This window comes from Pseudomonas sp. zfem004, from assembly GCF_032621715.1.
GTDB classification, from domain to species: domain Bacteria; phylum Pseudomonadota; class Gammaproteobacteria; order Pseudomonadales; family Pseudomonadaceae; genus Aquipseudomonas; species Aquipseudomonas sichuanensis.
Window position 1 is genome coordinate 1 of sequence record NZ_JAVYJF010000007.1, and the last position, 19415, is coordinate 19415.

General features: G+C 58.6%; 20 protein-coding genes. 12 read left to right on the forward strand and 8 right to left on the reverse strand.

Going from position 1 to position 19415, the window contains the following annotated elements:
- Nucleotides 1–291 precede the first annotated feature (291 nt).
- The 6 genes from RTH46_RS09365 to RTH46_RS09390 all read right to left on the reverse strand — a co-directional run bounded on the left by RTH46_RS09365 (nt 292) and on the right by RTH46_RS09390 (nt 6718).
- A complete protein-coding gene (locus tag RTH46_RS09365) occupies nt 292–549 on the reverse strand; it encodes a hypothetical protein (RefSeq protein WP_316905517.1) in 258 nt (85 codons plus the stop codon).
- A gap of 676 nt (nt 550–1225) precedes the next feature.
- On the reverse strand, nt 1226–3325 hold the full coding sequence (locus tag RTH46_RS09370; RefSeq protein WP_316905518.1) for an AAA family ATPase: 2100 nt from the start codon (nt 3323–3325) through the stop codon (nt 1226–1228).
- A 561-nt stretch (nt 3326–3886) separates the two neighbouring features.
- Nucleotides 3887–4144: a hypothetical protein gene (locus tag RTH46_RS09375; protein ID WP_316905519.1), complete on the reverse strand. Its 258-nt coding sequence runs from the start codon at nt 4142–4144 to the stop codon at nt 3887–3889.
- Between the two features lie 367 nt (nt 4145–4511).
- Nucleotides 4512–5312, reverse strand: a complete 801-nt coding sequence (locus RTH46_RS09380; protein ID WP_316905520.1) for an aminoglycoside phosphotransferase family protein — start codon at nt 5310–5312, stop codon at nt 4512–4514.
- Between the two features lie 64 nt (nt 5313–5376).
- Nucleotides 5377–5706: a DHCW motif cupin fold protein gene (locus RTH46_RS09385; RefSeq protein ID WP_178125892.1), complete on the reverse strand. Its 330-nt coding sequence runs from the start codon at nt 5704–5706 to the stop codon at nt 5377–5379.
- Nucleotides 5707–5812: 106 nt separating this feature from the next.
- Nucleotides 5813–6718, reverse strand: coding sequence for a LysR substrate-binding domain-containing protein (locus tag RTH46_RS09390; RefSeq protein ID WP_316905521.1), 906 nt, complete (start codon nt 6716–6718; stop codon nt 5813–5815).
- Between the two features lie 436 nt (nt 6719–7154).
- Between RTH46_RS09390 and RTH46_RS09395 the strand changes: the two genes are divergently transcribed.
- From RTH46_RS09395 to RTH46_RS09420, 6 genes are all read left to right on the forward strand, one after another.
- Nucleotides 7155–8435 (forward strand): dicarboxylate/amino acid:cation symporter, encoded by a 1281-nt coding sequence (locus RTH46_RS09395; RefSeq protein ID WP_316905522.1) that lies wholly within the window; start codon nt 7155–7157, stop codon nt 8433–8435.
- A 39-nt stretch (nt 8436–8474) separates the two neighbouring features.
- Entirely contained in the window at nt 8475–9932 is a 1458-nt protein-coding gene (locus RTH46_RS09400; RefSeq protein ID WP_316905523.1) for an aspartate/glutamate racemase family protein, read from the forward strand.
- 214 nt (nt 9933–10146) lie between these two features.
- Nucleotides 10147–10794, forward strand: coding sequence for a hypothetical protein (locus RTH46_RS09405; protein ID WP_316905524.1), 648 nt, complete (start codon nt 10147–10149; stop codon nt 10792–10794).
- Nucleotides 10791–11267: a surface-adhesin E family protein gene (locus RTH46_RS09410; protein WP_316905525.1), complete on the forward strand. Its 477-nt coding sequence runs from the start codon at nt 10791–10793 to the stop codon at nt 11265–11267. Before RTH46_RS09405 ends, RTH46_RS09410 begins: the two co-directional genes overlap by 4 nt.
- A gap of 157 nt (nt 11268–11424) precedes the next feature.
- Nucleotides 11425–12696: a diguanylate cyclase domain-containing protein gene (locus tag RTH46_RS09415; RefSeq protein ID WP_316905526.1), complete on the forward strand. Its 1272-nt coding sequence runs from the start codon at nt 11425–11427 to the stop codon at nt 12694–12696.
- A 70-nt stretch (nt 12697–12766) separates the two neighbouring features.
- Nucleotides 12767–13258, forward strand: a complete 492-nt coding sequence (locus RTH46_RS09420) for a GNAT family N-acetyltransferase (protein ID WP_316905527.1) — start codon at nt 12767–12769, stop codon at nt 13256–13258.
- Between the two features lie 51 nt (nt 13259–13309).
- Here RTH46_RS09420 and RTH46_RS09425 read toward each other — a convergent pair whose 3' ends face one another.
- Nucleotides 13310–13468, reverse strand: a complete 159-nt coding sequence (locus RTH46_RS09425) for a DUF2986 domain-containing protein (RefSeq protein ID WP_153789164.1) — start codon at nt 13466–13468, stop codon at nt 13310–13312.
- A 152-nt stretch (nt 13469–13620) separates the two neighbouring features.
- On the opposite strand from RTH46_RS09425, the gene RTH46_RS09430 reads away from it, so the two are divergent.
- Both RTH46_RS09430 and RTH46_RS09435 read left to right on the forward strand, forming a co-directional pair.
- A complete protein-coding gene (locus RTH46_RS09430; RefSeq protein ID WP_153789163.1) occupies nt 13621–13800 on the forward strand; it encodes a hypothetical protein in 180 nt (59 codons plus the stop codon).
- Nucleotides 13801–13952: 152 nt separating this feature from the next.
- Nucleotides 13953–14660, forward strand: coding sequence for a tellurite resistance TerB family protein (locus RTH46_RS09435; protein ID WP_153789162.1), 708 nt, complete (start codon nt 13953–13955; stop codon nt 14658–14660).
- A gap of 24 nt (nt 14661–14684) precedes the next feature.
- Here the strand turns inward: RTH46_RS09435 and RTH46_RS09440 are convergent, their stop codons facing one another.
- Nucleotides 14685–15614 (reverse strand): malate dehydrogenase, encoded by a 930-nt coding sequence (locus RTH46_RS09440; protein WP_316905528.1) that lies wholly within the window; start codon nt 15612–15614, stop codon nt 14685–14687.
- 272 nt (nt 15615–15886) lie between these two features.
- Here RTH46_RS09440 and RTH46_RS09445 point away from each other — a divergent pair, with 272 nt between their 5' ends.
- The 4 genes from RTH46_RS09445 to RTH46_RS09460 are packed head-to-tail and all read left to right on the forward strand — an operon-like array spanning nt 15887 to nt 19414.
- Entirely contained in the window at nt 15887–16873 is a 987-nt protein-coding gene (locus tag RTH46_RS09445) for a DUF1852 domain-containing protein (RefSeq protein WP_153789160.1), read from the forward strand.
- A 27-nt stretch (nt 16874–16900) separates the two neighbouring features.
- Entirely contained in the window at nt 16901–17932 is a 1032-nt protein-coding gene (locus RTH46_RS09450) for a methionine synthase (protein ID WP_316905529.1), read from the forward strand.
- A gap of 25 nt (nt 17933–17957) precedes the next feature.
- Complete coding sequence (locus tag RTH46_RS09455) at nt 17958–18467, forward strand: flavin reductase family protein (protein ID WP_153789158.1); 510 nt, start codon at nt 17958–17960, stop codon at nt 18465–18467.
- 17 nt (nt 18468–18484) lie between these two features.
- Nucleotides 18485–19414: a LysR family transcriptional regulator gene (locus RTH46_RS09460; protein ID WP_153789157.1), complete on the forward strand. Its 930-nt coding sequence runs from the start codon at nt 18485–18487 to the stop codon at nt 19412–19414.
- Nucleotide 19415: the final 1 nt, after the last annotated feature.

Consider the following 19415-nt stretch of genomic DNA (forward strand, 5'->3'; position numbering starts at 1 on the left):
TACCAAAATGCTGCGCTACCTTCCTGAAGCCATTGTTGCCTTCTAGGTAGGCGCTGATGGCTATGAGCTTGAAGCGCTCGGTGTACTTGCCCATAAATCCCCCAAGGGTTGGATTGGTGTCCAACTTCTTGGGGGCAGTCCATTCTGTGGGAGCGGGTTTACCCGCGAAGCAGGCGCCGCGGTGGATGGCACCGGCTGTGCCGGTGTTCGCGGCGGTTCGACGCCTCGATAAACCCGCTCCCACAAAGATTGCTTTTGGGCTCAAGGACAACGGATCTCAAAGCCTTGCGCCTAGTGCCGCGTGTCCACCTGTGCTCGCGCACTTATCTGCACCTGCGCCAACGCCGACTCCAGCAGTGTCCGAGTAGCATCGAGCTCGTGCACCACGGTCAGCAGCATCATCGTGGCGGGTGACTTGGGCAGTGTGCTGAAGGCATGGAGGGCGACGGCCAGGGCGCACATGAGGTACTCGGTGGCGTTGACCAGGGTGTCTTCGAGGGCGTGAGGGGAATCGGTGGTATGGGGTGGATCGGGGACGATCTTGAGCATGGTGAATCCTCTTTTGCATCGGATTTAAGCCACCACGCCACCCTCGCAGTGAATGGGGTGGCGGCTACGTACGGGTCTGCAAGACCGGTGCAAAAGAGAAAACCGGCAGACCCTGAGGCCTCCCGTACGCAGCCGCCATAACGCATCGTTCAGCACAGGCTGATCTATCGGCAGTGGTTCAAATTTGCTGACGGACTTGCAGGTCCGGCCGTTGATTTGGCAACGGCCCGGCGAGAGTAGTCGCCACTGCCATGGTGCAAAAGCAGGCTAAGGATGCTTCGGAAATGGACTACTCGAAATAGGGAAATTCAGATTCATTCATGTAGGACTCAGTAGCTCGCGGATCGCTGAACGCAAGCCCTACTCCCCTCTACCCAACGCCGAAGCCGAAGCCGAAGCCGAAGCCGCCAGGGTGAACCCGCTCCCACAGGTTTCGCGGCAGGCTTTGATATTGATGCTCCCAGTGACCGATATGGGTCGAAAGCCGTCGGTCGTGATTGACCTCTTTCGACCCATAGCGTCCGGAAAAGTCAAGCAGATATCTGCCCTAACGGAAAACTCCCCCAAAACAAATCGTGGGCTTATGTTAGCGGCGCACATTCCAAAAAACAGGCGCCCTTCCCCTCGCACCAAATACAGTAGAACGACCCGGGATTTTATGGTTTATCTTTGTGCGTCAGTCATTCACTATTCTATTTATTATTCGACTCATCCCTTCAGGCTTATGATTTTTCTCTACCATTTTAGCGACGATTAGATTCCTAAAAATCTCGTAGCTTATGGAAATGTTTTCTATATTTACATACTGCTTCAAAATATCCCGCCCCGGAATAGTTTGCAGCCAAGTCCCATTAATAAAGCTCTCGTCAATTTCTGCACGAGTGCAATCTTCTAAGGTTTTTAGCTCAGACTCAAGAAGCGATGTACTGGCTTGTTTTTTGATTCTATCCATTGAGCGGGTTATGGCCTTGTGTAGATCCTCGGCGACATTTTGTGTCTCTGGAGAAAAACCCAGGTCTATGGACTGTACAATCTTTGAGTTAGCGTGCGAACGCATTTTCCGTATTATCATTTGCGGCACTACTCTGCGAGCAGCTTGATTCAACTTGTCTCGCACGGAATCGTTGCTGCAGCGCCTCCCACCCAAGTTAAGATTATTTATGACTTCAGCAATAATCTCTGGGTGCAGCAAATAGTTTTCGATATGATAAACATCCCACTCAAAGCGATTTACCCCTGCGCTTGAATCTATACTTACCTCTGAGTCGCGATCCACTATTGCGTAATATTTAGTGGGCTGATGGCCGTGCTCGTATGCGCGAGCAAGAATTTCATGTAACGCCTTGACTCTATTTTTGTTGGTCCCTGAAATCAGGTTTATTCCTCTTAGCTCTTCGGGAAACAGAGAGGCGGCGATAGACTTGTCAAAATCAGAGTCGCCTCCGCCTTCAAAAATCAACCCCTTCCCGCCTGGCCTGTATGCTGCTAAGTCCCCCACTAAATCCGCAGTGGCCATCTCGAGATCTTTGCCGACGGTTAAGGCTTTAAGCTGAGATGTTCCGGAATGCTCAGAGCCACATGGACTCATGTGGAAAACATTAAAGCCCGGTTTCCCTACGGCTTCTCTAATCAAAGCATCTGAATGCGTTACCAGCCACAGTTGATTTTTAAGTGCCTCGCCTAGGTGCTTTCTATAAAATTCAGGCAACCCTCTAATGAGTCTGGGGTTTAGGTGTAGCTCAGGTTCATCTAGAAGGATAATCGAGTCGCGTGGCGCAGAGCTTCTAATGCGAAGATAGCCGTATAGGATTTCTTTTTCTCCGGAACTTAGCTCATCTAAGTCATGTACGGTTCCGTTGGGGGTGACTACCGGAAAAGAAAGGCTGCCTTCTGGCGTAGGCTGCGGCCCAAGAAACTTTTTGTCTGGAAAAAAGGACTCGAAAAGCTCTTGAAGTGTGGAAGTCAAGGACGAAGGCTTTTCATTTCCGGAGGGTGATGCCTTCTCAGCAAGAAGCTCCTTGATGTAATTTCCAGCCATTTCACCCTTTACATTGCTGTACTTATTATTATAGTTATAGAGCGTATGCTGACTGTATTGCTGATTGGTTTGTTCTAGGTTGAGATTGATTCCTTGAACTGTCTCTCGACCATAATGCCTCTGCGCACCATGAAAGTCTATAACACCAATATCCCTAGGCTTGTAATTGGTAAACACAACCGTAAGGAGGCGAGAATCCTCTACGAAAATATTACCTTGAGGATCAACTGTCACAGTCCCAAATGTACTATTTTTTGATAACGCCTCCATTAGCGGAGGTAGTTCCTGGGAGACTCTGCTATTGACTTCAGGCTGCCGCTCTCTGAATTGAGTGGAAAAAAGCGCTTTGTGGTGGCCGCCGTACTGAAAGGCCTCTGGCAATAATGTTTGCCATATCGTTTGTTCTAAAAGAGTGGCAGCATTATTGGATATGAACACCTTTTCATTATCCCTGAGAATAAATTCACACTTTATCTTTAAAGGCTTAGATGCATCATTAAACAACCCATTAAGATTTCCTGACCCTCCATGAAGCTGAATGGCAAACTCTCCAAAAAAATGCTGCCACTCATTCTGCTGATACCCCCCATAGCAGCTTTTTAGAAGTCTTATTGCATCAAATATACAAGATTTTCCTGATCCGTTTTGACCTGCGATAATTATGGTATCACCAAGATTATCAATATCAACCTTGCTTATCCCTCGAAAATTTTCGATTGACAAAGACTTAATTTTCATCCCCGCATCCCTGTAAGCTTGGTCAAAGTAAAGGTAGTTGGTGCGCTTTGGAAGTTCATGGGCGCCACTACAGGCTTCTAACCATATAAGCATTTCGAATCGCTTGGCAAGCTACCGGGGACGCCCCTCGGGAAGCACAGGTGCTTACCAGTCGTGACTATGCTCGCCAAGGCAGCAGTTGATGGATAAGTAACCTTTTGCGTGAAACTCCCAGTTTGCGCTGAGGTATTGTGATTGCCGGCTCTATTCAATCATTGTCTTCGATGAAGGACAGCTTTGGATCCGAAGCAGCCAATTACCACTGGCCGCTATCGACCTGGAACAGCCGTTAGCCGGCGACTGCGCCGTACAGGCAAGTGGCCGAACCAAGCATCCGGCCGAATCTTCCAAGGCCTTCGGGGGGTTCGTTGTCCATGTGGAATCCTCTAGAGGTGCTTCACTTCTGGTCGCCGACAAACCAGCAGCCAGAATCATCAGGCAATGTTCGAATTCGGCACGGGCCTCCGGGAGCGGATAGCCCCCTAAGGCTGCATTACTAATGCAGATCGCAAAGCCTAGCGCCTAGTACCGCGTGTCCGCCTGTGCTCGCGCCCTCATCTGCACCTGCGCCAACGCCGACTCCAGCAGTGTCCGGGTAGCATCGAGCTCGTGCACCACGGTCAACAGCATCATCGTGGCGGGTGATTTGGGCAGTGTGCTGAAGGCATGGAGGGCGACGGCCAGGGCGCACATCAGGTACTCAGTGGCGTTGACCAGGGTATCTTCGAGAGCGTGAGAGGAATCGGTGGTTTGGGGTGGATCGGGGACGATCTTGAGCATAAACACCTCGTAATGCGGAAGTCAGGCCGCCTGCCCTTCACTTGCAGGTAAAGGGTGGCAGCTACGTACGGGCCTGCAAGACCGGGGCATTACGAGGCGAAAACCCGGCTGACCAAAGGTCACCCGCACGTAGCCACCATAAAACGAGACCCACGGCGAAGCGCCGAAGCTCATGGTGAGCACCATCGTAATACCGCGCAGGCTTGCAGACCCGGTCGTTGAATTTGCAACGACCGGGCGAGCCTAGTCGCCAGTGCGATGGTGCAAAAGCGGGCTAAGGGTGCTTCGGAAATGGACTACCTGATATAGGGAAATTCAGATTCATTCATGTAGGACTCAGTAGCTCGCGGATCGCTGAACGCAAGCCCTACTCCCCTCTACCCAATGCCAAAGCCGCCAGTTTCGCCACCTCAAGCCTACTGCCCGGCTCAATACCATCTTCAAGCATCCAGATAGCCGACAACCCTGCCCACGCAAGCACCCATTGCAGGAGCCTGCGCCGCTCGATACCGGCAGCCTGTACAACGATCTCGACCCGACGCGCAAACCGCCCGGGCGCCAGGGCTCTGTCACCATCGGGGTTGCAGAACAGGTTCGCGTAATCGAAGCCACGCTCGCCATACAGCCCCTTGGGGTCGATGGCGAGCCAACCGAGCGAGCCGAAATCCAGCACGTTGCCATGGTGGAGATCGCCGTGCAGCACCCTGACATCGCGCGGCGCCGACAGCAGTTCCCGCGCGGTGCTTGCGCAGTGTTCAAAAATGCCACCTTGGCTGGCCGCCCCGCTCAACAACGCCTCGAACCATTGCGCCAGCGGTACCAGCGCCGGGCTCGGCCTGGCTCGGGGCGCATGCAGTCGGCCAGCCACCGCACAGAGGATGCGCGTGGCCTCGTCGTCCTGGCCGCCCACGACCATCTGCAGCAACGAGGCCGAGCCCTGCGCACGCACCATCAGCAAGGCTTCTCCATCATGGGCCAGCACTGGCGCCGCCCCTGCCCCGCCCCACCAGGCCATGAGCTGGCTGCCGGCCTGTTCCTCGGGCTCCTGCGAGATTTTCAACATGGCGGGAACACCGCGCTGGCGAACCGGCAGGAGCTGGCCATTCAGCGAGGCAAACGCCTCGCCATCGACGGTCAGATCCCAGTGCTGCAAATAGTGGTCGAACATGGTTTCCCTGAATCCGGCGCATTCCGGCGTCAATGATACTGGCGCACCAACAGTCAACAACCCTTCAATCCACGATGAACAACTTGGCCCCGAACAAGGTGGATGAGCGATGCGCCTCGGCATTGTCGCCGACCTGATAGCTCATGCCGGCCTTCAGCGTGAAGCGCCGGCCATCGTCCAGTTCGGTGTCCAGCTGGCCCTCCAGGCACAGCAGGATATGGCCCTTGCTGCACCAATGATCGGCGATGTAGCCGGCGCTGTACTCCACCACTCGCACACGGATGCTGCCGAACTGGCAGGTACGCCAGTACGCAGTGCCCACCTCGCCGGGATGCGCGACAGGCTCGATCTGCGACCAGTCGGTAGTGCCGAAGGGGATGGCGGTCAGTTGCATGTTCGACTCCTTTTGATGAGGGCCTCGAACTTACCGCTGCGCAGCACACATCGATAGATACAGACCGGCTGCATTTGTTTCATACAGCGCCCCATGCGCCGGGCCTTCAGCGCGTGTCCATCTCCAGCGACTTCCACAAGTCCAGCATCGTCTGGTTGGTATTGCCGATGGCGCGAAACGACCAGATCTCCAGCTGCGCAGACCACTCAGGCCCGCCTGCGCGCACCAGCCTGCCCGCGGCAAGCTCCTCTTCCACCGCCGATTCGGGGACCCAGGTGATGCCGTAGCCCTCGCGCGCCATGCGCAACAAGTGCATGGCCATGTCGGCTTCGTAAAAACGGTTGAGCCCGGGCTGGCGTTGTTCAGCCTGGATGATCACGTCGACCACACGCCCGAGGAACGACGTTGCGGTGTATGCAAGATAGGGAATGGGTTGCTCGGGATTACCTGGCAGCTCGAACAACGGCCGGCCTTGGGCGTCGGGGGCAGAGACCGGAAAGAACGCATCAAGGCCCAGGCGCAAGCCGATGAACTTGTCCGGATCGAGCACGATCGGCGCGCGCGGGTGGCTGTAGCCGATCATCAGGTCGCAGCCACCCTCCGCCAGGGCAATCACCGCTTCCTGCACGTTGGCCGCCAGCACCCGGGCATTGAAATAGCCATAGCGCCGCTGAAACCCGGCGAACCATTTCGGCACGAAGGTCATCGACAGCGTATGGCCGGCGATCACCTGGATCGAGCGCCCAGGCATGCGCTCGCCGCGGCGCAAGGAGGAGCGCAGGTCCATGAAGGCCGACAGGGCTTCGCGCCCTTCGCTGCAGAAGATCTGGCCGGCCTTGGTCAACTGCACCGGATAGGTACCGCGATCGACGAGGTCGACACCCACCCACTCCTCGAGCGATTTGATCCGCCGTGACAACGCTGACTGGGTGATGCAGCGGATCTCGGCGGCACGGGAGAAGTTCTTGGTTTCGGCGACCGCTAGCAGGTCATCTATCCACTTGGTTTGCATGGCAGGCTCGGGCAAATGTTCGACGTTGACTCGATCGGCAACAGCATTTCCCTGAAAGCTTTGCACTGTTCAGAGCACCACTCCAGGCCAGCTTTAAATAGCGAGCCAAAACCAACCCTGGAAATAAAGAATCTTGACTGCCTGATGCAATGTTTTAGACGACATTGACCGCATTTCAACAACTATGAAATTAACGCATCAAACTATCGCGCTTCCTCATCAACTCATCAAGGCACTGGGCGTAATCTGAATGCGTTGGCTGCAACCAAGCAGCCATGAACACCCTTCGCAGCCCTTTGGATTGTCGGTTTCAGTATCCGCTGTCCGCCGTCAAAGCCTGCCCGATAGCCAATCGCTGACTCACCCGACACCTGGCCCGGCGCCGTAGCTACAGCGCCGGACGAACTTCGACGCGCCCAATAACAATGAGGTCGAGATGAACAACAAGAAACTACCCAAATACATCGCCGTGGCAATCCTGCTGGGCATCGTCGTCGGTTGGGGTTGCAACAGATTTGCGGCCAGCCCGGATTCGGCCAAAGAGATCGCCGGCTACTTCAGCCTGGTCACCGACATCTTCCTGCGCATGATCAAGATGATCATCGCACCCTTGGTGTTCGCCACCCTGGTTGCCGGCATCAGCAGCCTGGGCAACTCCGGCTCGGTAGGCCGCATCGGCCTGCGTTCGATGATCTGGTTCGTCTGTGCCTCGCTGTTCTCGCTGGCCCTGGGCATGTTGCTGGTGAATGTTTTCCAGCCCGGAGCTGACCTCAACCTGAGTATCCCGCAGGCCCAGGCGGCCAGCGCGGTGACCGTCAACGCCGGTGATTTCAGCCTCAAGACCTTCATCAGCCATGTCTTCCCGCGCAGCATTGCCGAAGCCATGGCCAACAACGAGATCCTTCAGATCGTGGTGTTCTCGCTGTTCTTCGGCCTGGCACTGGCCTACGTGAAAAAACAGGGCAACGAGAAAATCGGCGATCTGGTCGACGACCTGGCCAAGGTGATGTTCCGCATCACCGACTACGTAATGATGTTTGCCCCTGTCGGTGTATTCGCCGCCCTCGCCGCCGCGGTCACCACCCAAGGCATTGGCCTGCTGTTCGATTACGGCAAGCTGATCGGCCAGTTCTACATCGGCATCCTGCTGCTCTGGCTTGCGCTGTTCGCGGTCGGCTACAGCTTCCTCGGCCGCCCGGTGTTCAAGCTCGGCAAGCTGATCCGTGAACCGGTATTGCTGGCGTTTTCCACGGCCAGCAGTGAGTCGGCCTACCCCAAGACCATCGATGCGCTGGAGAAATTCGGCGCACCCAAGCGCGTCTCAAGCTTCGTCCTGCCGCTGGGTTATTCCTTCAACCTGGACGGTTCGATGATGTATCAGGCCTTCGCGATCATGTTCATCGCCCAGGCCTACAACGTCGAGCTGTCGTTTACCCAGCAACTGCTCATCCTGCTGACCCTGATGATCACCAGCAAAGGCATGGCCGGCGTTGCCCGTGCTTCGGTCGTGGTGGTCGCGGCTACCCTGCCCATGTTCCACCTGCCGGAAGCTGGGCTGCTGTTGATCCTGGCGATCGATCAGTTCCTGGACATGGGCCGCACCGCCACCAACGTTGTGGGTAACAGCATTGCCACGGCAGTGATTGCCAACCTGGAGAGCAAGCACGGCGACACCCCTCAAGCACACACCGCCGACATCCGCCCACAGAACGCCTGATCCATCCCCGCTCCCATTCACTGCCTGGTTGAACTGAACATGAAACCTTCAAGAAAACATCAATCCGCTCGTACGCTTGGCATCATTGGCGGCCTGGGTTCGCTGGCGGGAGGGGACTTGTTTCTCAAGTTGCTCAAAAGTGCGCCTGTGCTTGCCGATCAGGGCCGCTATCACTTGCTGTTCGAACAACACCCCTTCAAGGACCTGTCGCTGCCCCTGTGCACTGACGCCAACATGACCTCGCGCAAGCTGTACGTGTTCCAGGCCTGTCAGGGCTTTACCGACAGCGAGGCGGATGCAGTACTGGTTCCGTGCTTCGCCAGCCAGACGTTCATGGATGAGCTGAAAGCGGAACTGGACATCCCGATCGTCGACCTGATGACTGCACTGAAGCAGCACGTGGCCCAGGTGGCTGAACCGGGCGCCCGCCTCGGTGTGCTGGCCTCGGACTACGTCCGCGCTGCGGGCTTGTTCGAGCAGCACTTCGGTGCTGACTTCGAGCTGGTGTATCCATCGCCGGCTAACCAGGCAGCGCTGATGGAGGCTGTATACGGCCCCGCCGGCATCAAGGCCGGTCACTTCGATGGGGTTGCGCTGGAGCGGCTTCACCAGGCCTGCCTGGACCTGAACAACCAAGGGGCACACCTGCTGCTGCCGGGCATGACTGAAATTTCCCTGGTGGTGGCTGACCTGCACCGGCGCGGCCTGCGCTGTATCGATGTAAACCAGGTGTATGCCGACTACGCGACGTCCAGCGAATCGGCACGCGCCACCCTGGCGTTCAAACTGGGCATTGTCGGCGGGGTCGGCCCGGCGGCGACCGTGGACTTCATGGCCAAGGTGGTCAAGAACACGAAGGCCAGCAGGGACCAGGAGCACATCAAGATGGTGGTCGAGCAGAACCCCCAGATACCCGACCGAACGGCCAACCTGCTGCATCAGGAAACGGACCCGACAGTGGCCATGTACGCGACCTGCAAGCGCCTGGAATGCGAAGGCGCCAAGGCCATCGCCATTCCCTGCAACACCGCGCATGCCTATGTCGAACGTATCCAGGGGCATCTGCAGATCCCGATCATCAACATGCTGACGGAAACCATCACGTTCATTCAGCAGGCGTACGGGACCTCCAGGCAAGTCGGCCTGCTGGCGACTTCCGGCACCCTGCAAAGCCGGGTGTACCACGCCGCGGCAGGGCGGGCCGGCCTGGACCTGATGGTGCCTGATGAGCCTGCGCAGGCGCTGGTGATGCGCTCGATCTACGGCACGCAGGGCGTCAAAGCCGGGTACACCAGCGGCCAGTGCAAGGACGATTTGCTCATGGCCGCGGCGCACCTTGTGCAGCGAGGTGCCAGGGTATTGATCCTCGGCTGCACAGAGTTGCCGCTGATGCTTGCGCAGGCCGATGACTACCTGATCGGTACCACCCGTGTGGCCTTGGTCGACCCTACCGATGTACTCGCACGGCGCTGTGTCGCACTGGCCCAGACTGACTAAGGCGCCCATGCAGGCTGGCCGAAGAGGTGCTGCCGCTGTTTCCGGCATTGGCGGGGCCAGAGCCGCATGCGTAAGGCTGGTAGCTTCGATAACCAAGGCTGATTGTGCGTAAACACCCTTTACCTCTGCCTCCTTTCCCACTCCTTCGAATTTGTAACAACGCCCTGACGCTATTAAAATCGCGTCCTTTAACCTCACCAGGAATCTCCCAGCAATGGACATGCGTCGCCTTCTATCCTTCTCCTGCAGCAAAGCGGTCCTGCCCCTTTTCCTCGCAGTGTGTTCTGCTAATGCACTGGCCAGCGGCCTCAGCGAAAGCCTGCTCTCGTGTGAGCCGTCATTCTTCAAACAGCTGTATTCCCAGCGTGCCGACCTGGGCAAGACCGTCAAGCTGACCCGAGACGATCAGCGCGGCGTGGCCTGGCTGCCGGTGTCGGACCGCCGCGACTTCGACACCGCGTTCCAGCACTTCACCCCTGCTGTCGACGACCAGGGCCTGCGCCTGACCAGCTACTACGACCGGGTCATGGACCTGGGCGAGCAAGGCACTTACTACTTCTGGGGTTTCGAAATCGATGCCAGCCGCGAGCAAGTCATGGCCAAGTTGCCGCAGGCCAACTGGCAGGAGGCTGGTGAGTACTTCATTTCCAGACCACGGATCAAGCTGAACGCCAATTCCGCCTGGCAGGACAATACCTCCGCTGCCGAGGGCATCGCTCCGGCGGCAGGCTCTGCAGAAAAGCTCCTGATGCTCAGCGTCGAGGACGGCAAGACCCGCCTGCTCTGTTCGTTGCAGGGCAGCGTCGATCAGCGCCTGTTGCAGCAGGAACGCCCGGATATGGCGCAAGGCACTGCACGATGAAGCGCCTGCCATGCCTGGCCGCCGTATTGCTGCTGGGCGGATGCTCCCACAGCACCGTGCCGCAGAAAGCCGTGACCGAAGCACCGGCCACGCCCCCGAAAGGCATGTTCAAACTGCTGGCGGACGCCGAACTGGCAACCTACTTCGACGCCGATTCCATCGCCCTGTACAAGGGCAATCGGAATTTGCGCCAGTTCTACCTGATCAACAACTACCTCGCACCTGCCCCCAGCGATAAACCTCCAGTAATCCGCAGTTCGCGGGCGACCCGGGTGATCAACTGCGAGCGGGACGAAATGGCGCAGTTCGGCCGGGTATATTTCTCCCAGCCCTTTGCCCAGGGGCATGAAGTGGCACGCAAGAACGATATTGCGCAATGGGAACCGTTGCAGCGGCAGTCATTGATCGGGAAGTTGCGCGATGCGATGTGCAGTATCGATGCAGCGCAACTTCCGACGGGCAATGCGGGGTAGCTGGATATTTGCAGAAGCGAGCACTCGGCTTGGCTCGCCTTCTGGAGCATCCGTGGCAAGCGGCGAAAACAGGGTTCATGACATTTGTTGGCGAACTGCCATCATCAGATGGGCATAATGCAGCTATTTTTTAGCCTCTTGGATCAGCCGCTGCCCGATGATTACCCTGTTCGTCATCCTGCTCGCCACCCTGCCCAGCCTGGCGCTGCTGTGGGTGCTGCACCGCCAGCGCCAGCAGCACCGCACCCTGCTGACGGAGTTGGACGTGGGCATGGTGCAGCTGGCCCGTGATGGCCGGGTGCGCTGGCACAACCCCGCCGCGGCCGAACTGCTTGGCTGTTCCAGCACGCCGCTACTGGGCCTGCGCCTGCAAGAACGTCTACCGCAATTGGCCACGCCAGCCGGCTCGGTGCAGGTCACGGGCGACGATGGCCAACAGCGCGCGCTTTACATCAGCCAGCAAGGCACGGCCAATGCCAGTCAATGGCTGCTGATCCGTCCGATCCTGGCCGAGGCCGAACGTTTCCAGCGCAGCCAGTATTTCGCCCGTATCGGTACCTGGGACTGGGACATCGACACCAACCGCCTGTACTGGTCCGATGCCATCTACGGCATGTTCGGCTATTCGGTCGACGAAGTGAAACCGAGCTACGAACTGTTCTGCAACGCGGTTCATCCGGACGATCGCGCCCATGTGCGCGCCGGCGAATTGCGCTGCATCGAAACCGGCGAGAACCACGACGAGGAGTATCGGGTGGTCTGGCCGGACGGTACGCTGCACTGGCTGCGCGAGACCGGCAACGTGATCAAGGACGAGCTTGGCACGCCCATCAAGATGATGGGCGTGGTGCGTGATATCACCGAGGAGAAGGCCTGGGCCAACCAATTGCACCGCCTGGCACACCATGACCCGCTGACCGGCCTGCCCAACCGCCTGGTGTTCGAGGAGCGCCTGGAGGGCGCCCTGGCCTTGGCCCGACGCACCCACAGCCGTGTTGCGCTGGTGTTCATCGACCTCAACGGTTTCAAGGCAATCAACGACAGCCTTGGCCACGCGGCAGGCGATCAGGTACTACAGGCCACCGCAGCTCGCCTGCACGAAGCGCTGCGCAACTCGGACAGCGTGGCGCGCCTGGGTGGCGACGAGTTCGTCACTGTGCTGGAAGGCCTGTCGGCCGAGCGCGCCCCCGAGGACGAGGCTCGAGTGATCGCACAGAGGTTGCTGTCGCCGCTGGACGCCCCTATCCGCCTGGGCGACAGCTTGCAGCGGGTCGGCGTCAGCCTGGGCATCGCCCTCTTCCCCGATCATGGGCAGACCCGCGACCAACTGATCCATGTTGCCGACCTGGCGATGTACGAAGCCAAACGCAGCGGCGACAACCAGTACCGTCTGGGCCAGGCGCAGGCGCTGCATACCCGTAATGGCTGAAAAAACAATGCAGCACCCTCCCGCTGCATTTTCTATCATGGCGGCCTCCAACTCTTTACCTGAGATCGCCATGCCCCTCCCCGCCTTCCGCACCGCCACCCCTGCCGACGTCGACCGTTGCTTCGAGATCGAAATCAGCGCCTATGAAGGCGACGAAGCCGCGACGCACGAGAAGATCGCCACGCGCATCGCCCAGTACCCGCAAGGCTTCCTGATCATGGAACTGGCAGGTGAAGTGATCGGTTTCATCAACTGTGGCTGCGCCCATGAAGTGGTGATGTCCGACGAGGCGTTCAAGGAACTGGTCGGCCATGACAGCGCGGCACCCAACGCCGTGATCATGTCGGTGGTGATCGACCCGGCGCACCAGGGCAAAGGCTACGCCAGCCTGATGATGCGCACCTTCGTCGAGCGCATGCAGGGGATGGGCAAGCGCACCATTCACCTGATGTGCAAGGAGCGCCATGTCGAGCTGTATGCGCGCATGGGCTACCGCTACGTCAAGCCTTCGGCTTCCGACCATGGCGGCATGGCCTGGCACGAGATGGTGATGGAGCTCTGAGGCGTGAGCGTGGGAGCGGGCTTGCCCCGCGATGGGGTGCGCTAAACCGAGTCAGCTTTCGACGCTGGCATCTGCCACGGCACCGGCTTCGGCAGCCAGCTTCGCCCGGTCGGCCTTGCAGATGTATTTGGGCTTGCGCGGCGCCAGCTTGGCACTGGCTTTTTTCGCGTGAGCTTTGAGGAGTTGCTTGATCTTTTTCTGGCGGTTCATTGGCGGGTCCGGGTGTTTCGGGCTGATTACGCAGACGCCATCATACCTGGCCCAGGGCACCGTCGGCGACGGCAGTGCTGCTTGTTTGTCGGCAACGCGCTACCCTCGCCCGCCACACAGAAGTCTTGAAGGCTTGATGCCAGGAGTATGGGATGCAAAAGCTGTTGTTACCGATCGCCATTTTCGTCAGCGTGATTGCCGTGGGCAAAGTGTGCGAACACTACGCCATGGACCCGACGCTGAAAATTGGCCTGCTGTGTGTGGTGGCGGCAGTGATACAGATCGCCTTTAGCCGCTATCAACGTTCACGTCAGCGCAACAGCAACACTTGACCCGCGCGCCAAGCGACTTGCCCGTTATCCTGATTGCCTGCACCACGCCCTTCATTGCCCCGGGTTTCCCATCGGTCAGGCGGTCATGGCAGATCGCCTTGAGAGGGCTATCGTTGCTTTCTGGGTAACGACTACCAACCGAGGCCGGCGCCATGAACACCAGTGATCTGCTCGAACAGTTACTCCGGGCCGGGCAAAGCTCGCAAGCGCAACAACGAAGCGGCGGCACTTCATCGCAAGACAGCCTGGGTGGCTTGGGTGGCTTGCTTGGCGGCCTGCTTGGCGGCGGTGGCAGTTCGGCCGGCGGCGGCCTTGGTGGTTTGCTGGGCGGTCTGTTGGGTGGCGGCGGCAGCGCTGGCCAGGGGCGCTCCGCAGGTGGCCCCAATTACGCGGCCCTGGCGTCGTTGGGCATGATGGCGTACCAGGCTTATCAAAGCTGGCAGCGCAGCCAGGCGGCAGCCCCGCAACAGGCGCTGCGTACCGTCGATCAATTGTCCGGCCCCGAGGTCGAGGATCACAGCCATGCCATCCTGCGCGCACTGATTGCCGCCGCCAAGGCTGACGGTCGCATAGACGAACAGGAAGAACAGTTGATCTACGCCGAAATCAAACGTCAGACCAGCGACCCGCAACTTCAGCAATGGCTGGATGAAGAAGTCAGCAGGCCGCTCGATGCCGTGCAGGTGGCTCAATCCGCTCGGGACCCGGCCATGGCTGCAGAGATGTACCTGGCCAGCGTGATGCTGGTGGATGACCAGCAGGACGCAGAGCGGGCCTACCTCGACGAGCTGGCCAGCGCACTGCAACTCGATCCGACCTTGCAGTTGCACCTGGAGCAGCAGGCCAAGGGAGGCGCCTGACCGGGCGGCGATGCGTTCACCTGCCTACATCGCTTTCATTTCTGCGATGTCACGCGCCACCTGGTCGGCAGAATGATCGAACATCGCCTGCTCCTGCGCATCCAGGGGCAGCTCGATTACGCGCTTGATCCCTGCTTCTGCCAGCACACAGGGCACACCCATCGCGATATCCTTTCGACCGTACTCGCCGTCGAGGATCGCCACCGTCGGCAAAATGCGGTTACGCCCATGGGCGATGGCATCGACCATCTGCGCGATGGCCACACCGGGTGCATCGCAGGCGCTGCCCAGCTTCTTCAAGCCCAGAATCTCGCCGCCGCCCTGGCGGGTGCGCTGCACGATCCGCTCGATCTGCTCGGCTGACAGGAACTGCGACAAAGGCACCGAACCGACCGCGCAGTAGCGCATCAACGGCACCATGCTATCGCCATGGCCGCCGAGCACCAGCGCCGTGATGTCGCGAGCACAAAACCCGGTTTCCTCGGCAATGAAACACTTCATGCGCGCGGTATCCAGCACTCCCGCCTGCCCGAACACCTTGTCGCGCCCCAGCCCACTGCGCGACCAGGCTCGATAGGTCAGCACATCGACCGGGTTCGACACCACCAGCAAGGTCGCCGCCGGTGCGTGGCGCCGGATATCCAGCAGGATACTGTCGAGAATGGGCAAATTGATGCTCAGCACATCCTGACGCGATTGGCCTGGCTTGCGCGGCACGCCCGCGGTAATCACCACCAGGTCGGAACCTTGCAGCATCTGGGCATCGGACCCGCCAAGCACTCGGGTATCGGACCCTGACTCGATGGCCGCCTGCCAGACATCCAGCGCCTTGCCCTGTGCCAGCTCGCCCTGCACATCGATCAACATCAACTCGCGGCACAATTCTGCCCGGGCAATGACCTGGGCCGCCGCCTCGCCCACCATGCCGGCACCTACAATCGATAACTTGTTCATCTACCACCTCCCGCAGTGCGCGGAACCCGCAGCGCGCACGTCTGTACAGAGAAGTATCGACCCCTGGCGCCAGAAGGCCACTCCAAGCTGCGTTATCGCCCCAAAGCCGCCTTTCATTCCATCGCCCCATGCTGCGGTCGCATTGAGCAGCACAGCGGTCATGAGCATGACTAAAGGGCTTGTGAAATCAATTCAGTTCCACTCGCTTAGTACCGCCACATAAAATACCTATCAATTGCAGTATTTATGAATATTTGAGTGGGACCCCGATCATGGTAACCGCGGACTTTGAATTTTCCATCAAGCGCATTCGCTTCGACGAAAATTATCAGCCCTCCGAAAACACCCGTATCACGACCAATTTCGCCAACTTGGCGAGAGGTGCGAGTCGTCAGCAGAACTTGCGCAACACCCTGCGGATGATTGACAACCGCTTCAACGCCTTGGCGCACTGGGACAATCCATATGGGGATCGTTACAGCGTCGAGCTTGAAATCATTTCCGTCGAAATGACCATCGATGCTGAAAGCGCCGAGAACGGCCTGCCGCTGATCGAACTGTTGAAAACACAGATAATCGACCGAAAGACCGGCGAGCGCATGGCCGGCATGGTCGGGAACAACTTCTCGTCTTACGTGCGCGACTACGATTTTAGCGTGCTGCTCTTGGGGCACAATAAAAACCAGCCGGCGTTCAGCACGCCAGAGCACTTTGGCGAACTGCACGGGAAGTTGTTCAAGCACTTCGTCAGCTCAACAACTTATAAAGAGCACTTTGCCAAGCAGCCGGTCATCTGCCTGAGCGTTTCCAGCAGCAAGACTTACCATCGCACTGAAAACCAGCACCCGGTACTGGGTTCTGAATATCAGCAAGATGAATACTCCTTGACCGATGAGTACTTCGCCAAAATGGGCATGAAGGTGCGTTACTTCATGCCGCCGAACAGTGTGGCGCCTTTGGCTTTCTACTTCTCAGGCGACTTGCTCGGTGACTACAGCAACCTTGAGCTGATCAGCACCATCAGCACGATGGATACCTTCCAGAAGATCTACCGCCCCGAAATCTACAATGCCAATTCTGCGGCAGGGAAATCCTACCAACCCAGCCTGAAGCATGAAGACTATTCGCTGACGCGCATTGTCTACGACCGCGAGGAACGTAGCCGGCTGGCTATCGAACAGGGACGCTTTGTCGAGGAACACTTCATCAAACCCTACCACTCGATACTCGAGCAGTGGTCCGCCAACTACGCTGCCTGACGCATTGGAAATACAAGGTCATCCTTCATGAAAAAGCTGTTACCCACCTCGACGGCAGGTAGTTTGCCCAAGCCCTCCTGGCTGGCACAACCCGAGACACTCTGGTCACCCTGGAAACTGCAAGATCAGGCATTGATCGAAGGCAAACAGGATGCCTTGCGCTTGTCATTGCAAGAGCAGCAGCACGCCGACATCGATATCGTCAGTGACGGCGAACAAACCCGCCAGCACTTTGTAACCACCTTCATCGAGCACCTGAGCGGCGTCGATTTCGAGAAGCGTGAAACCGTGCGCATCCGTGATCGCTATGACGCGAGCGTACCTACGGTGGTGGGTGCCGTTGCTCGGCAAAAGCCAGTGTTTGTCGAAGATGCCAGGTTCTTGCGCCAGCAAACCGGGCAGCCGATCAAATGGGCGCTGCCAGGGCCCATGACCATGATCGATACGCTGTACGACAACCACTATAAAAGCCGCGAAAAACTGGCCTGGGAATTCGCCAAGATTCTCAACCAGGAAGCCAGGGAGCTGGAAGCTGCCGGTGTCGACATCATCCAGTTCGATGAACCGGCATTCAATGTGTTCTTCGACGAAGTGAATGACTGGGGGGTCGCCACCCTGGAAAGGGCCATTGAAGGCCTTAAATGTGAAACCGCCGTGCACATCTGCTACGGCTATGGCATCAAGGCCAACACCGACTGGAAAAAGACCCTGGGGTCGGAGTGGCGGCAATATGAAGAGGCCTTCCCCAAACTGCAAAAATCCAGCATCGATATCGTCTCGCTGGAATGCCACAACTCGCATGTCCCCATGGACCTGATCGAGCTCATCCGCGGCAAGAAAGTGATGGTAGGCGCCATCGACGTGGCGAACCACGCCATCGAAACACCCGAGGAAGTGGCCGATACCCTGCGCAAGGCACTTCAGTTCGTCGATGCCGACAAGCTCTATCCGTGCACCAACTGTGGCATGGCCCCCCTGCCTCGCCAGGTCGCCCGCGGTAAGCTGAGTGCCTTGAGCGCAGGTGCAGAAATCGTCCGCAGAGAACTCCTGGCCAACTGAGGGCAGGTGAACGTCAGGTCATACCATGTCACTTTCCACCACAGCCATCGAGCCTTCGCGCTTTCGCGAAGCGCTCGGGCACTACGCCTCCGGTATCACGGTCATCACCTCACTCAGCGATGGCGAGCCGCTCGGCTTCACCTGCCAGTCGTTCTACAGCGTGTCGATGAGCCCGCCGCTGGTGTCATTCAGCGTGATGGCCAGTTCGGCCAGTTATCCCGGTATTCGCCAGGCGGGCCGCTTCGCGGTGAACATTCTGTCGGGTGAGCAGGTCGGGATTTCCAACCAGTTCGCCCGCAAAGGCACGGACAAGTGGCATGGCGTGCAATGGCAGGCTTCGCCTTTGGGCAACCCGGTCATCGCCGGCAGCCTGCACTGGCTCGATTGCCAGATTCACGCCGAACACCCGGCCGGGGATCACCTGATCGTCATCGGTGAAGTGAAAGCGTTGAAGCTGCATGAGGCCTCGGCTACGCAACCCCTGCTGTATTTCAAAGGAAACTATTGCAACCTCGCCGCGCCTGGCGCGGCTTGAGGCTTTGCCTTCTGCTCATGATCGACTTGAGACACCTTCGTACACTGCATGCCTTGCGCGAAACGGACAGCCTGCCCGACGCCGCCGAGCGCCTGCACCTCACGCAGTCGGCGCTGTCGCACCAGTTCCGCGAGCTGGAAAACCGCCTCGGCATGCCCGTGTTCGTGCGCAAGTCCAAGCCGGTGCGCTTTACCACCGCCGGCCTCAAGCTGCTGCAACTGGCCGACCAGGTACTGCCGCTGATCCGCACGACGGAACGCAACCTGGGCAAACTGGCCGGCGGCACGGCCGACCGGCTGCATATCGCGATCGAGTGCCACAGCTGCTACCAATGGCTGATGCCTTCGCTGGACGAATTCCGCAGCGCCTGGCCAGAAGTCGAACTGGACCTGGCATCGGGGTTGTCGTTCGCGCCACTGCCGGCACTGGAGCGGGGCGACCTCGACCTCGTGGTGACCTCCGACCCCCTACCCCTGCCAGGCATCACCTACGTGCCGCTGTTCGGCTACGAGGCCATGCTGGCCATCGACAAGCATCATGCCCTGCGTGAAAAGCCCTATGTGGAACCTGCCGACATCGCCAGCCAGACCTTGATCACCTACCCGATCGAGCGCAACCGCCTGGACATCTTCACCCGTTTCATCGAACCGGCCGAGGTGGAGCCGGCCCAGGTGCGCACCGCAGAAATGACCATCATGATGATGCAGCTGGTGGCCAGCGGCCGTGGGGTTTGCTGCCTGCCGAACTGGGCGGTGCACGAGTACACCTTGCGCGGTTACGTGATTGCCAAGCGCCTGGGCGAGCAAGGCCTGCACGCCACGCTGTACGCGGCGGTTCGCAGCGACATGCTCGAAGTGCCCTACATGAGTGATTTCCTGCTCACGGCAAAGGACATTTCCTTTGCCACGCTGGAGGGCGTCAATACAGCGCCGCAGCCCCCGGTCTGAG